The organism is Variovorax boronicumulans, assembly GCF_030812215.1.
Classification (GTDB): Bacteria; Pseudomonadota; Gammaproteobacteria; order Burkholderiales; family Burkholderiaceae_C; genus Variovorax; species Variovorax boronicumulans_C.
The window spans coordinates 103893-118387 of sequence record NZ_JAUSSG010000015.1 but is presented as its reverse complement, the minus strand read 5'-3'; the positions used below and the strand labels follow the sequence as shown (position 1 = coordinate 118387).

Annotated in this window: 13 protein-coding genes; 9 read left to right on the top strand and 4 right to left on the bottom strand. The window is 60.2% G+C overall.

What is annotated here, in order from left to right:
• From J2W23_RS29940 to J2W23_RS29915, 6 genes are all read left to right on the top strand, one after another.
• Positions 1-792: DUF2345 domain-containing protein (locus J2W23_RS29940; protein WP_307651321.1), on the top strand; the 792-nt coding region annotated here is incomplete at its 5' end.
• Between the two features lie 14 nt (positions 793-806).
• Positions 807-1757 carry a DUF4123 domain-containing protein gene (locus tag J2W23_RS29935; RefSeq protein WP_307651320.1) on the top strand — a complete coding sequence of 317 codons (951 nt, stop codon included), beginning with the start codon at positions 807-809 and terminating at the stop codon, positions 1755-1757.
• A 6-nt stretch (positions 1758-1763) separates the two neighbouring features.
• The gene (locus J2W23_RS29930) at positions 1764-4670 is read left to right on the top strand and encodes a toxin VasX (protein WP_307651319.1); all 2907 of its coding nucleotides are present in this window, start codon (positions 1764-1766) and stop codon (positions 4668-4670) included.
• A 16-nt stretch (positions 4671-4686) separates the two neighbouring features.
• Positions 4687-7503 (top strand): type VI secretion system Vgr family protein, encoded by a 2817-nt coding sequence (locus J2W23_RS29925; RefSeq protein ID WP_307651318.1) that lies wholly within the window; start codon positions 4687-4689, stop codon positions 7501-7503.
• 3 nt (positions 7504-7506) lie between these two features.
• Complete coding sequence (locus J2W23_RS29920; protein ID WP_307651317.1) at positions 7507-8841, top strand: hypothetical protein; 1335 nt, start codon at positions 7507-7509, stop codon at positions 8839-8841.
• A gap of 109 nt (positions 8842-8950) precedes the next feature.
• Complete coding sequence (locus tag J2W23_RS29915) at positions 8951-9493, top strand: hypothetical protein (protein WP_307651316.1); 543 nt, start codon at positions 8951-8953, stop codon at positions 9491-9493.
• Between the two features lie 224 nt (positions 9494-9717).
• Here J2W23_RS29915 and lipA read toward each other — a convergent pair whose 3' ends face one another.
• From lipA to J2W23_RS29895, 4 genes are read right to left on the bottom strand one after another with little or no spacing between them, the layout of a single operon-like run.
• Positions 9718-10701 (bottom strand): lipoyl synthase, encoded by a 984-nt coding sequence (lipA, locus tag J2W23_RS29910; protein WP_307651315.1) that lies wholly within the window; start codon positions 10699-10701, stop codon positions 9718-9720.
• A 7-nt stretch (positions 10702-10708) separates the two neighbouring features.
• Positions 10709-11413: a lipoyl(octanoyl) transferase LipB gene (gene lipB, locus J2W23_RS29905; RefSeq protein WP_307651314.1), complete on the bottom strand. Its 705-nt coding sequence runs from the start codon at positions 11411-11413 to the stop codon at positions 10709-10711.
• Positions 11414-11431: 18 nt separating this feature from the next.
• The gene (locus tag J2W23_RS29900; protein ID WP_176662069.1) at positions 11432-11743 is read right to left on the bottom strand and encodes a YbeD family protein; all 312 of its coding nucleotides are present in this window, start codon (positions 11741-11743) and stop codon (positions 11432-11434) included.
• Positions 11740-12633 carry a D-amino acid aminotransferase gene (locus J2W23_RS29895; protein ID WP_307651313.1) on the bottom strand — a complete coding sequence of 298 codons (894 nt, stop codon included), beginning with the start codon at positions 12631-12633 and terminating at the stop codon, positions 11740-11742. The genes J2W23_RS29900 and J2W23_RS29895 overlap by 4 nt, the downstream gene beginning before the upstream one ends.
• Positions 12634-12790: 157 nt before the next feature.
• Between J2W23_RS29895 and J2W23_RS29890 the strand changes: the two genes are divergently transcribed.
• The 3 genes from J2W23_RS29890 (at position 12791) to atpE (ending at position 14484) form a co-directional block, all read left to right on the top strand.
• Positions 12791-13276: an ATP synthase subunit I gene (locus J2W23_RS29890; RefSeq protein ID WP_176662067.1), complete on the top strand. Its 486-nt coding sequence runs from the start codon at positions 12791-12793 to the stop codon at positions 13274-13276.
• A gap of 4 nt (positions 13277-13280) precedes the next feature.
• Positions 13281-14150, top strand: a complete 870-nt coding sequence (atpB, locus tag J2W23_RS29885) for a F0F1 ATP synthase subunit A (RefSeq protein ID WP_176662066.1) — start codon at positions 13281-13283, stop codon at positions 14148-14150.
• A gap of 70 nt (positions 14151-14220) precedes the next feature.
• A complete protein-coding gene (gene atpE / locus J2W23_RS29880; protein WP_007830191.1) occupies positions 14221-14484 on the top strand; it encodes a F0F1 ATP synthase subunit C in 264 nt (87 codons plus the stop codon).
• Positions 14485-14495: the final 11 nt, after the last annotated feature.

Genomic DNA, 14495 nt, shown 5'->3' with positions numbered 1-14495 from the left:
ACGAAACAGGCCGAAGAACTCGCCACTTCGCTGGCCAAGAGTGCGCAGACGCAGAAGGCGCAGATCAAGGGTGAAGAGGCACCGGACAAACTGCCTGCCATCGAGGCACTGAAGCACGTGGCCGACGTGCTGGGGGCGACGCAGGAAGGCAGCGCGGCGCAATCAGGCAGTGCAAACGGCGGCAACAGTGACGGCATCAAGACCACCGAAGGCGGCCAGGGCAGCGTCACTGCCTACAGCGAGCCGCACCTGCAGTTCAGCGCGCCGATGGGCATCGGCTTCGTGACGCCGAAGGAGGCGATTGCCGTGAGCGGCAAGCACACTGCCATCGTCGCCAACCAGGACATCGACTTGCCTGCGCAAGGCCAGATCGCAGTGGGCGTGGCCAAGGGCGTGAGCCTCTACACGCTGGGGGCCAAGGCGAGCGGGGGCGGCGAACCGAACCAGGAGCGCGGCATCGCATTGCATGCGGCCAGCGGCAAGGTGAACGTGCAGAGCCAGAAGGGCGCAACGAAGATTGCGGCGGACAAGAAGGTGACGATCGCCAGCACGACGAAGAACGTGGATGTCGAGGCGCCCACGCACGTGCTGCTGACCAGCGCGGGGGCGTACATCAAGCTCGAAGGGTCAAGCATCAAGATCCATGCACCAGGGAAGGTGACGTTCAGGGGCATGCACAACTTCGTGGGGCCCGGGAGCGCAAGTGCCTCGTCTTCGCTCGCAAACAGCACCTATGCGGGTTGCGCCAAGAAGACGGAGCAAGCCGGCAACTGGGGTGGCGCGCTCGTTTGAGCTCGATGCTTTCCATGCGCGAAATCCACTCCTTCCACGGACTCGGGCAAGTGCAAGCCATGATCGATCCGTTCTTCGGTGATCCGTTCGGCATTGATGGAATCGCGTTGTCTCCGCCGCCGGGCGACCGCATCAGAAAACTGAAGTTCAAACATGCGGAGGCCGAGGACTGCAAGCAGCCCTATCTACTCGGCCTGGAGACTGGATCAACCACGGGCGCGATCCTTCATGACCTCCAGTCCTTGAGCATTTCGGAGGCCACGCACATCCCGAAGGAGGGCGAGGTCTGGTCGCAAAGCAGGAGTGTTGCGGGATTTCTGGTTTGCAAGGAACGTCATGCGGATCTCAACTCGCTCGTGTTGCTGCTCGAACGAATGGGATCGCTGAAAGACAGCGACGGACGAAAGCGGCTGTTTCGCTTCTGGGACCCGCGTGTGCTTCAGCATGTCGATGCCGCGAGTCACACCATGGCGGCGTGGCGAGGCTTGTTCTCGACGCCCATGGGCCGCAGGGTCGGCGCCGTCGACTGGCATTTCTTTGACGCTGCAGCCATCCCTTGCATCTTGCACATCGAACCTCTGGATGCGGAGGACGAATCATGGTCGCCGCTTCTCACGGATCCCTGGCGCAAGGAGTTGGAACTGTGGTCCTGCATCAACAAGATGAGCCTGCAACTCCTGATCGTCGGAGAAACGGAGCAGGCGACACCTGCTCTGGCCATGCGGCTGCAGCAGATCAGCTCCAGGAATCTGGCGCCGTTCCTCGGCCTGGACAGGTTCGACCCGGACTCCAAGGTCGAGCTTGCATTGTTGCGGCTGTTCGAGAGGAAGCCGATTGAAGAAGACGCCGCATTGATGAATACCCTGGCCGAAAAGAGTGAAGCAGGGTTTTCGATTTTTCCGCGCCTCGACGATGTCACGAAGGTCGACATCGAACGCGCGCTCATCGAATTTCGGGATCGGTGAAACCTTATGTCAGATGAAAAGTGCAGGGTATGCGGGATGGGCAATTCGTTCGCCATCTATCCCACGCGACTGGGTGTCTACCCTTTCCTCGACGCGATGGCGGACGACATTCACTGCGAAAAAGTCGCACCTGCTCATTTCCTGCCGGCCACGCCTCTGAAGAACGCGCGCTGGGGGTTGAAAGTCATTGCGAACGCCTTTGTGTACGTGTATTTCCAAGATGCGAGCCCCCCGTTCTGGGAGTACTTTCATGCCGATGACAACGGCGTCTTCTCTCGCATCCAAAGCGTCTCGGAAAACATCGAAGTCACCCAATCAGCCTGCAAGCGAGAGGCCGAGCACGCGGCCAACAACCGATTCATCCGCATCTCGCACCACTACAAAGGCACAGTGGCGATCGGCTATTCCATCAACTGGTTGACGAAAGAGCAGCGTTCGAGTCTCTTGGACAACATGGATGCGTTGATGACCGTGCTCGACCTGGACACGCTCAAGAGCGGCGGCATGCCGCCCCAGGCCGAAGCACTGGCGTATCGCGTCGAGAGCGCCAAGTCATTCGACAACCTCTTCGAGCATCAGAACTCGCTGGATGGATCCTATTCGAGCGTTGCCGACATGCCGGGCGAGACGCCGGTGAAACTTGGCAGCGTTGGATTCGATGTTTTTGCGACCTACTTTTCGGGCAAGGAGTACCGCTTCCGAGCGAGGTTCAACGAAAACCTTGCCGTACAGATGATGAAGTGCTCCGAGTACGCGGACGGAAGCTCCAGCACGCCGCTCATCCTGGGCTTGCTCGATCCCCTGGGCGTGGCGGAAGAACTCAACCACGCGAGCAGCCTGTGCCATGCGAACAAGGCAATGTGGTTCTCGCGCAATGAGCACGCCTTTGGAAGCCTTGCCCACTACGAGGAGATCACGAAACTCGGTGCGAAGAAAGCTGTTGCGGACTCCCGGCAGTATGAAAAGGAGCACATGGATCGCGTCAACCAGCCGATGATCGTCCCAGCCAACACGATGGGGCAGGTACCGGTTGGCAATCTTGGAGAAATATTCTTCGAGCCTTTCAAGCCAATCGAATTGGAGATGCTCGACGACAACCTCGTCGATGGGTGGCAGGAGAAATTCGAAGCGATCGTGAGCGAGCACGAAAAGATCGAAGCGCTGTTGGTTCCGCATCTCGCAAACCATCGCAACGTCATCGATCTGCTCGCGAGGAATTCGAAAGAGCGCCTCTATCTGCTGGCTTGCGAAATCTTCGGTCGAGGCGATGAAGACATTGTCGACAACTTGACGACCGTGTTCGTCAACGGAACCTGCGGTCTTGTTCATGACGAGTTCTGGGCCGGGCTCGTGGACGACTATGCGAAAGGCAAGGAGAACTCGATCTACAAGAAGCGGTTATCCCGATATCGCAGGGCCGTGATCACAGGAAAAGAGTTCACCCGTGACGTATCCGAGGCCTTCTTCCGCCAATTTTTGGAAGCGGCGGCAACCCGGCGCGCGAAAGGTGCAGCACCAGAAATTCAGGCACAGGTCAAGGAGCGGCTTATGGAAGAAGCCGACGATATGGTCAAGGTGTTCTCCCGCCACTCGAATCCGGCGGCGTACTCATTGGTGCTTCTGAACATGGTGCTGAACGTGTGGACGATGTACGAGTCGCCCAACAATGACAAGAACCATCCAGAGAATTTCTCCAACAACCTCGGCCGTCTGTTCCTTACCCTGCTCGATGCGCGCTCGGTCTATGAGATGACGTTCGTGGAGGGAAAGCTCTTTGCGAAAGAGTCGTCGGTCTGGAAACGCATCACGGCCATCAATCCCAAGGATGTCAAACTCAGTTTCAAGTCGATGCTTTCTTCCAACGCCGGAGCCGCCATCGACATCTCCACTTCGCGAGAGGCGGTGAATGCGATGCTGGAGGAAAACAAGGCCTTGCCGCTGACGCTCAAAGCGTACATGCGACATACCTCCAAGCTCAAGTGGATTGGAACCGGCCTCCTGGCCTTCGGCAATGTCTTCTTCATCATCGGTGCGGGCAAGACGGCCGAACAAGCCTGGGCACACAACGACACCCAGCTGGGGTTGTCGAGCCGCGCCATGCAAGGCGTCCTGGCCGTCGAAGTGATCCGTTCGGTCGCTGCACGGGTAGCACTCGCTGGCGTGGCTGAGGGTTCAGTCGGTGCCTTCGTGCTGGGGCCATGGGGTGCATTCATCCTGATCGTCGCGTTCACTGGCATCTTCATCTGGCAACAGTGCACGGCGAGGAGCGAGATCGATCTGATCGAGTTGTTCTTGCGGCGCTCTTTCTACGGCAAGCACGAACTCGATTCGCGGCAAGACCACTTTTCGAGAGCGAACATCGCATTCTCGATGTACCCATCGCTTCAAGCCCAGAACATGGGGCTCGTGAAACTGCAGTTCGGCATTCGCGCCACCTATACCGTCGATGATGAAAAAGCAAACTTCAACTTCAAGTTCGCGAACCTGAAGGACACCTCGAAGATCAACATCTACTACAAGTCTTGGCGCACGGGCGGAAAAAGCAAGCTCATGGCGTCTTACGTGTATGGATGGGACATCCGCTACGACAGCGAGGGCAAGACAAAGCGCGTGCGGGGATTGGTCTGCTCGTTCGCCGAGACGACCTATACGCGGCACAGTATTTTTTTGCATATTCGACTGATCACGCGCGGCATGGCGGCGAACGCCGGTGCGTCGATCCGGTGCGCCGAGCACGAAGACCTGCTCGTCATTGCCACTGATACGACCAACGATCCTTGCATCTTCTCGATCGACTACATGCCGATGCCAGAGACTTGCCCCGACCTCGTCAATACGGTTTTTGTGAATCATCGATCGGAGGACGACATCAAGATGTGGTCCGACGAAGACCAGACCTACGGAACCGTCTAGAAAAAGGGAGAACGCCGTGTCAGATATTCTTGAATTACCTCGAGCGCCGAAGGGGGCGCTCGATGTCGCCGCCCTGTCGCAAGCCGCGCGTCTCGTCCGACTGGTGGCGCCCGGTGTTGACAAGAACGTGGGTGCGGCCGTCGTCGAACGCTTCACCGCCACCGAAGGCATCAACGAACTCTTCGCCTTCACCATCGACACCCTCGCCACCTCCAGCGAGTTCGATCCCTTCGCGCTGATCGGAGAGGAGCTGAGCCTTCGCCTCCTGCTCGCCAACGGCAATTTCCGTACCTGGCACGGCTACCTCACCGCCGTCGATGCGCTGGGCGGCGACGGCGGTCTCGCGCGCTACCGGCTGCACCTGCAGCCCTGGCTCGCCGCGCTGGGCCTGCGCCGCGACAGCTTCGTGTATGCCGCCAAGAGCGTGCAGGACATCGTGAGCGAGGTGTTCGCCGACCACACCACTGCCAGCTTCACCTTCGAAGTCACGCAGGAACTGCCCGTGCGGCCCACGTGCGTGCAGTACCGCGAGTCGGACCTCGCCTTCGTGATGCGCCTGCTTGCCGAGGAAGGCCTGAGCTTTCGCTTCGAACACGAGCAGACGAAAAGCGGCGAGAGCGGCGGCGCGAACAACAACAGCAGTAGCAACAACACGACGCCGTCGCACCACCGCCTCGTGATCTTCGATCGCGAGGCAAAAGCGCCCGATTGCGCGCTGCCCGAGATCCGCTTCCATCGCGTGGACGCCACCGAGCAGCAGGACGCGATCACCGCATGGAGCAGCCGGCGCCAGCTCGTCAGCAACGCCGTCACGCTGAACGCATGGGATGCCAGCGTGCTGCAGGCGCCCACCGGCTCGATGCAGAGCGCGCTGGCCATGGGCGACGTGCCGGTGCTGGAGCACTACGACGGCGCGGGCTCGCAGCGCTACGCCAACAACGCCGCCGCCGCGCGGCGTGCCGAGAACCAGCTCGTGGCCTTCGAGTCGCGCATCAAGCGCTACAGCGCAGGTGGCAGCGTGCGGCAACTGGGCGCCGGCGAGCGCTTCACGCTCACGCAGCACGACCGCCACGAAGGCCAGAAATTCGTCACGCTGCGCGTACGCCACGAAGCCGCCAACAACCTCGGCGCGCAGGCTGCGCAGGTGCTCGAAGCCGGCGAGCTCGAGAAGGGCAGCTACCGCAACAGCTTCGAGGCCCAGCCGGCCGAAGCGCAGATCGCGCCGATCTGGCGGCCCAAGCCCACGGCGCCCGAGGCGATGGTCGCACTCGTGGTCGGCGCGGATGACGACGAGGCGCCGACGGCGGTCTACACGCAGCGCGATCACCGCGTGCAGGTGCGCTTTCATTGGCAGGCGCAGCGCGCAACGCAGCAGTCGCAACAGCAACAGCAGTCGGGCCAGGGCGGGCAGGGCAGCCTGGTCGCAGCGGGGCGGCATGCGAGCAACCGCCAGTCGGTGTGGCTGCGCGTGGCCGCACCGGTGGCCGGGCCGAATTGGGGCGCGCACCATCTGCCGCGCGTCGGCTCGGAGGTGCTGGTGTCGTTCATCGAGGGCGACATCGACCGGCCGGTGGTGAGCCAGCAGCTCTACAACGGGCAGGACCTGCCGCCCTGGTCGGCGGGCACCGATTCGTCGGCCAACCACGCCGGCGTGCTCTCGGGCTGGCACAGCCGTGCGCTCGACGGCAGCGGCTACAACCAGTGGATCGCGGACGACGCGCCCGGGCAGGTGCGCACGCGTCTCGCGAGTTCGCATGCGGCGAGCCAGTTGAACCTGGGGCACCTCAACGCACAGGCGCCCGACGAGAGCAATCGCGGTGCCTGGCGCGGCAGCGGCGCCGAGCTGCGCTCCGATGCGTGGGTGGTCACGCGCGCAGGGGAAGGGTTGCTGATCTCGACGCTGGCGCAGGAGCGAGCCGCGGGCAGCGTGCAGGACACCGCGAGCGTGCGCGGCCAGCTGGCCGGTGCACTGCGCGAGGCGCAGAACCTGTCGGATGCGGCCGGTGGCGCGAAGGCATTGGCACTGAATGCGACGGCGCTGCTGCAGCCGCTTATCGACGACATCGATCCGAAGAAGAACGGGCACTACCCCGACAGCGTCAACGGGCAGGACGCGAAGGAGCCCAAGGGCGGTGAGGGTACTGATTCACGTCAGGGCCAGGATCCGGTGCCGGCCTTTGCGCGGCCGCTCATGGTGCTGGACGCGAACATGAGCCTGAACATGGCCACGCCCGCGAGCGCGACGGTGTATGCGGGCGAGGCGATCCACTGGACTGCGCAGGAGCAGGCGCACATGGCGGCGGGCAAGACGGTGAGCTTCGCGGCAGGCAAATCGGCGGGGCTCTACAGCCATGAAGGCGGCATCCAGGTCATCGCGCAGGAGGGGCCGGTGAGCGTGCAGGCGCATACCGATGAACTCGAATGGCTGGCCAAGGAAGGCTTCACGGTCACGAGCAGCAACGATGAAATCCATGTGCTGGCCAGGCAGAAGATCACGCTCAAGGGCGGGCAGACGAGCATCGAGCTGGATGGGGCGAACATCACGTTGAAGATGCCGGGGTTGCTGGATGTGAAGGGGGCGACGAAGAGTTTTGTGGGGCCGAAAGGAAACCCGGCACAACTGTCGGCCCTGCCTGACTCACGCCTGAAGAATTTCGACGAGGCTTTTGTTTTGAAAGACAAGGAAACAGGTGAATTGCTGACCAATTTCCCCTATCGAATCAAGCGTGCCGATGGAAGCTATGAAGAGGGAATCACGGACGAGCAAGGGCGCACCCATTTGGTTCTCAGCACCGAGGCAGAAGAGCTGTCGATTGAAGTGGGACAAGGCTGATATATGGCAACCGGTGTGGGATACAAAAGCATTGGCACCTCTGTGACCTCTCCTGTGGACAACAAGAGAAGAAAAGAGGTCCTTCTCAAGCCGCCTGGACTGGTTGGCGAGATCCTCGAGCTGACCTGGGACAGCAAGATAAGCGCTGCGCACACAGGCGTAAAAATCCCGGCTCCGCATTGGCGGAAAGGCGTGCCGCTCGAAGAAGACGAAATCCCCCAGGAGCAGAAATTCAAAACCGGCTCCAAACGGCCCGGCGTTTATTTGGTGAAGCCAAAAAATGGATCCGACGATTTCAAGATCAAATTGAATTTTTCCAAGTGCGAAGTCCAAAATTCCACCGGAAAGATCAAGGGAAAATTGGGGGCGCTGGAATTCGAAGGGACCTGCACCTTGAAAAAAGGTGACGTTGTCGTCGATATGAAGATCAAAAACCTGCCTGAGACGGTAGCGCACTTTGAAGGCGAAGTGGTCTGGAAAGTAGAAAACTCGGGAATGCTCTACAACCTGGGCCAAAAGACACGGTTGGAGTTATTTGTAATACTCGATACACCGGCACCGTTCTATACAAGTGGAGTATGGGTGGAGGCATTGCGCTTTGTATGCCGAAATGCAGGTGTCGTAGGAATTGCCGGGGTAAAAAAAGCGCCCGAAGCAGCCAGGAAATCTGAAGCAATCAACAAAAGCGAAGCAGCCAAAAAAGCAGAGGCGATCAAGAAAGCCGAAGAAGCCAAAAAAATCGAGGCGGCCAAGAAAACTGAAACTGCCAGAAAAATAACGGCGTACTGTCATGGCAAGCATGGGGTTGTGTATGACACAGAAGCAGGAGCTTCTCACTTTGGTGCGCTCTCTTTTGGAGGGTCGGACTTTGAATTGAATAACTACATGAAGAAAAAAGGAACCAATGGGAATATTGTAAATTGCTATGATCAGGCGGCCGCGGTACAGTCTTTGGCGGGGTCGCTGGGAATAAAGCTGGGTTGGTATTTCATGGATCCATATGGATATATCAATTCCGCCAATTTGGTGGGGGTCGGAATCTGCAATAGTCCATTTTATAAATACGCAAAGACAGGCCCTTTGGTCGATCGTAATTCGCGCTCGCGAACCTACTTTGGACGCCATGCATTTCCTGGGATTAATGGAAAAATCCTAGATGCATGTGCGGGCCCTCATCTGGCAACGGAATCATTGAGGGAATACATAAAGTCGGCGATAGATGCAGAATTCACGGTCCATAAACTTTTTCCTGAAAAGACGGTGTCAATTTACCGGGGCGAGTGTGAGGCACAGCCTAATCCGAGCGGCGGCCTGACTGGTGTCATGTATTATGAATAAAAGGCTTTTTAAAGCTTTTTGCAGCGTGTCGGTAAATCAGTTGCAACGCGATGTCCCGGGTCGAATCTCGCGGCCTTTTTACAAATCATTATTTGTACTTGGAGTGATGATGTCCCCTCTTTCTTCTCATGCCACCGATGAAATGGCGCGATCGCTGAACCATCCGAGAGTAATTTCCTTGAAGAAAAAGATAAATTACGACGAGAAGGTGGCTCGCGAGAGTGCTTCCGAGCAGGTGGTTCTCGATTTGGCGTCAATTGACTCTCCGCCTCAATTGCAGGGATGGACCCAAAAGATCAGAGACTCCATGAATGCGGAGGATGTGCGCGTTGTCCGCATGGAATTCCTGAAAAACGAGGAGCAGGTTCGAATAACTTTGAAGATATACGACCCGAAGAATAACTTCTCGGGGGATTATTTCTTGCTCAAAGCGGATGCGGTGAGCACGGCGGAAATCAACGACGTGCCGGGCCCGGCGGATCTGGGCTCGGTATCCTTGATGTCGCCAGGAACCCCGCCCGGGCTGGTGTACTGGAAATTCCGAAATGTCTTGGCCGAGGTGTCGGTTTTCAAAACCTCGGCGTCATCCCTTGCCATCGCCAAATGGATTCAGGGAGAACTGGTCCGCAGCGTCAAGCCTGTTGCCCGATAGCTGCGCGGCCGTCGGAAAGATTTGGGTGCCTGATCAGAGGCGAGATATGTCGAGGCTGCGACCGGACTGAAAAAGCCTCGATGCACAAGAGGTGCGGGGCATCGAGGCGAATGCCGGCGGTAGATGCCGATGGCCTGAGATGCCGAACTCCGGTCGGGCGGGGCGGCGTGATCAGCCTGAATGCTGACTGGCGCGTAATTCCCGCCTCAGCCCGACGTATTCAGTTAAACGCCAGCCGCGTGCGCCTGCTGATCCGCGTGGTAACTCGACCGCACCATCGCCCCCACAGCCGCGTGGCTGAAGCCCATCTTGTAGGCCTCTTCCTCGAACATCTTGAAAGTATCCGGATGCACATAGCGGCGCACCGGCAGATGCGAACCCGACGGCGACAGGTACTGGCCGATGGTCAGCATGTCGATGTCGTGGGCGCGCATGTCGCGCATCACTTGCAGGATCTCTTCGTCGGTTTCGCCTAGGCCGACCATGATGCCGCTCTTGGTCGGCACGTCCGGGTGCAGCGCCTTGAACTTCTTCAAGAGGTTCAGGCTGAACTGGTAGTCGCTGCCGGGGCGCGCTTCTTTATAAAGGCGGGGCGCGGTCTCCAGGTTGTGGTTCATCACGTCCGGCGGCGCGGCCTTCAGGATTTCCAGGGCGCGGTCGTCGCGGCCGCGGAAGTCGGGCACGAGTATCTCGATCTGCGTCGTCGGCGAGAGCTCGCGGATGTTCTGGATGCAATCGACGAAATGCTGGCTGCCGCCGTCGCGCAGGTCGTCGCGGTCCACGCTGGTGATCACCACGTACTTCAGGCGCAGCTTGGCGATGGTCTTGGCGAGGTTGAGCGGCTCGTCCTTGTCCAGCGGGTCAGGGCGGCCGTGGCCCACGTCGCAGAACGGGCAGCGGCGGGTGCACTTGTCGCCCATGATCATGAAAGTGGCCGTGCCGTTGCCGAAGCATTCGCCGATGTTCGGGCACGAGGCTTCTTCGCAGACGGTGTGCAGGTTGCTCTCGCGCAGGATCTGCTTGATCTCGTAGAAGCGCGTGGTGGGGCTGCCGGCCTTCACGCGGATCCATTCGGGCTTCTTGAGCACTTCGCCGGTCTGCACCACCTTGACGGGGATGCGCGAAAGCTTGGCCGCGGCCTTCTGCTTGGCCAGGGGGTTGTAGGTTTCGGCGCTTTGCGCGTCGCGGACGACTTCGGTGGTGCTCATTGGTATGTCAAGGCGCCAGGAAAGTGCGGAGCTTCTGGCTCAGCACTGTGGCGGCTTCTTCCCAGGTGGTTTGGATGCCGATTGTAGAAAGGTCGACCGTTTGCAGCCCTGCATAGCCGCAAGGGTTGATGCGCGAGAAGGGTTCGAGGTCCATGTCGACATTGAGCGCGACGCCGTGATATGTGGCGTGGCGGCTCACCTTGATGCCCAGCGCGGCGATCTTGCCGAGGCCGCGGAACGGGTCGCCCGCGGGCAGCGGGCCGGTCAGCGCCGCATGCGAGAAAGGGTCGTCCAGCCGCACATAGATGCCCGGCGCGCCCGGCACGCGGTGGCCGGTCACGCCGAAATGCGCGAGCGCGCGCAGCACCGATTCCTCGATGCGGTAGACGTATTCCTTGACGAAGTAGCCGGCGCGGCGCAGGTCGATCAGCGGATAGGCCACCACCTGGCCCGGGCCATGGAAGGTGACCTGGCCGCCGCGGTCGGTCTGCACCACGGGGATGTCGCCGGGATTCAGGATGTGGTCCTGCTTGCCGGCAATGCCCTGCGTGAACACGGGGGCGTGCTCGCAGACCCACAGCGCATCGGGCGTTTCGGTCGAGCGCTCCAGCGTGAACTGCTTCATCGCCGCGAAGGTGCCGGCGTAGTCGACGCGGCCCAGCCATTGCGGGGCGATGGCGGTGTTCGCCGGGAGGTCTGCGACCGTCGTCATCATCCAGTGGGGCTCAGTTCAAAGAACGACCTTGACCGCCGGGTGTCCCGAGAGCGCCCGGTAAAGATCGTCGAGTTGTTCGCGGCTGGTGGCAGTGACGGTGATCGTCACGCCGAGGTAGTTGCCCGCCTTGCTGTCGCGCAACTCGACGGTGGTGGCGTCGAAGGTCGGGTCGAACTGTTCGGCGATCTGCGTGATCGCGTGCACGAGCCCGTCGGTCTTGGCGCCCATGACCTTGATCGGGAACTGCGAGGGGTACTCGATCAGCGATTCCTTGCGCGGATCGGGAATGGGTGTGGTGACTGCGTCGTCGGTGGTGTTCTCGGTCATGCAGTGGCTCCTTGCTTTTCAGCGTTGCGTTGCTTGGCCTGTTGGTAGGCGGCATACAAGCTCTTGTAGATGGGGCCGGGATGGCCATTGCCAATGGTCTTGCCGTCGAGGGTGACGACGGGCAGCACTTCCTTGCTGGCCGAGGAAAGGATGAGCTCGTCGGCACCGAACACTTCGTCGCGCGACACGCGGCGCAGCGCGAACGGAATGCCGCCTTCCTGGCACAGGCGCTCCAGCAGGCCGTAGCGAATGCCGGTCAGCACGAGGTTGTCCTTGGGCGGGCCGATGAGCACGCCGTCCTTCACGATCCACACGTTGCTGGACGACGCCTCGCTGAGCCAGTCGCCGCGGAACATGACGGTCTCCGCCGCGCCGGCTTCGACGCTGATCTGCCGGGAGAGCACGGCGCCCAGGAGGCTGGTGCTCTTGATGTGGGCCTTCTGCCAACGGAAGTCGTCCGCGGTCACGCAGGTCACGCCCTTGGCGCGCACCGCGTCGGACACGGGCGGCAGCGGGTTCACCATCACGAAGACGGTGGGCGTGAGGCCCTTGACCATTGCGTGGTCGCGCGGTGCGACGCCGCGGGTGACCTGGAAGTAGACGGCTTGCGGTGCGTTGCCGCCTGGTGCAATCAAGCGCATCACAATCTCGCGCCACTGTACGAGGGAGAGCGGGTTGGCGATCTGCAGTTCGGTCAGCGATCGATCCAGACGCGCCATGTGCTCTTCGAAGCAAAAGGGCTGGCCGCCGTAGACGGGAACGACCTCGTAGATGCCGTCGCCGAAAATGAAGCCGCGATCCAGGACGCTGATCTTCGCGTCGCGAAGGGCGGTGTACTCGCCATCGAGGTAGCAGAGCGTGGCGGGCAGGGCGTCGGTGATAGGGTGCATGAAGGAATTATGGTTGTGTGCGCCGAGTCGGGTTCGCGTCAGGTCTTGTGGTCTTCGATTCGCAATCGTGACGCGGATGTGGCGGGAGTGGCTGGGTTTTTACTTATAATCAATGGCTTTGTAGAAATTCTGGGTCGTCATCCGGGCTTCATTCGAAATGAAAACAATCGCCCGACAGGACTCGGAGGTCGCTGAAGACCTCGACGCAGAATTCAAGCCGTTGACCGCCGATGAGGCGCGTGAACTGCGAGCGAAGAACCCTTCGATCTCCCCCTGGCGGGTGGTCGCGGGTCAGTTGGTTGTCGGTCTGGTGGTGGCTTTGGCCATCTGGGGACTGACGGGGAGGCAAAATCTGGGTTGGTCCGCCGCTTACGGCGCGATCGCAGTGGTCATTCCATCGGCGGTGTTCGCTCGTGGGCTGACCGGCAGGTTCTCTTCCCTGAATCCGGGCACTGCGGTGTTCGGGTTCTTCCTCTGGGAAATGGTCAAGATGGCCTTGTCTGTGGCGATGCTGATCGCCGCGCCAAGGCTGATAACGGCGCTGAGCTGGCCTGCAATGCTGGTCGGCTTGGTGGTGACAATGAAGGCGGCCTGGTTGGCGGTGATGTTCTCGCCCCGGCGCCGGCAACAACGAGACGAGTAACGGAATGGCTGCTGAAAACGCTGCGGAACATGGTCAGACCGCTGGTGAATACATCGTTCACCACTTGACGCATCTGCAAAGCTCCAAGCCTGCAGGTGTGGCCGATCTTTCGGTCTTCAACTTCGATTCGCTGTTTTTCTCCATCTCCCTGGGCATCCTGGGTTGCTGGTTGCTCTGGCTGGCTGCACGCAAGGCCACGTCGGGCGTTCCGGGCCGCTTCCAGGCTGCCGTCGAGCTGCTGGTTGAAATGGTTGACCAGCAAGCCAAGGGCATCGTGCACAACGCCACGAGCCGCAAGTTCGTCGCTCCGCTGGCACTGACCATCTTCGTCTGGATCTTCCTGCTGAACGCAATGGATCTGTTCCCGGTCGATTTGTTCCCGGCGATCTGGGCCAAGATCTTCGGCATCGCTGGCGCCGACCCGCACCACGCCTACCTTCGCGTCGTGCCCACGGCCGACCTCTCGGTGACGATGGGCATGTCGGTGGCGGTGCTGCTGATCTGCATCTACTACAACATCAAGATCAAGGGCGCTGGCGGCTGGATCCACGAGTTGTTCACCGCACCCTTCGGCAACCACTGGGCGCTGTACCCCTTCAACTTCGCCATGCAGATGATCGAATTCATCGCAAAGACCGTCTCGCACGGCATGCGGTTGTTCGGCAACATGTACGCTGGCGAGCTGATCTTCCTGCTGATCGCCCTGATGGGCGGTGCCTGGTCGCTGTCGGCCACCGGCATCGGCCTGGCCATCGGCCACATCATCGCGGGCACGGCCTGGGCCATCTTCCACATCCTGATCATCACGCTGCAAGCCTTCGTGTTCATGATGCTGACGCTGGTCTACATCGGCCAGGCCCACGATCACCACTGATCGCACTGATCATCCCGTTTCGTTTTCTGTTTTTCGTTTTCTCTTCAACCAAAGTCCTCTAGGAGTCATCATGGAAGTTATTAGCTTTGTTGCACTGGCCGCCGGCCTGATCATCGGTCTGGGCGCTGTGGGCGCATGTATCGGCATCGGCATCATGGGCAGCAAGTACCTCGAGTCGGCTGCGCGCCAGCCCGAACTCATGGGCGAACTCCAGACCAAGATGTTCCTGCTGGCCGGTCTGATCGACGCTGCTTTCATTATCGGCACCGGTATCGCCCTGTGGTTCGCAACGGCCAACCCGTTCCTGGCTCAAATCGCCAACCTGCCGAAGTAAGTCTTTCTCGT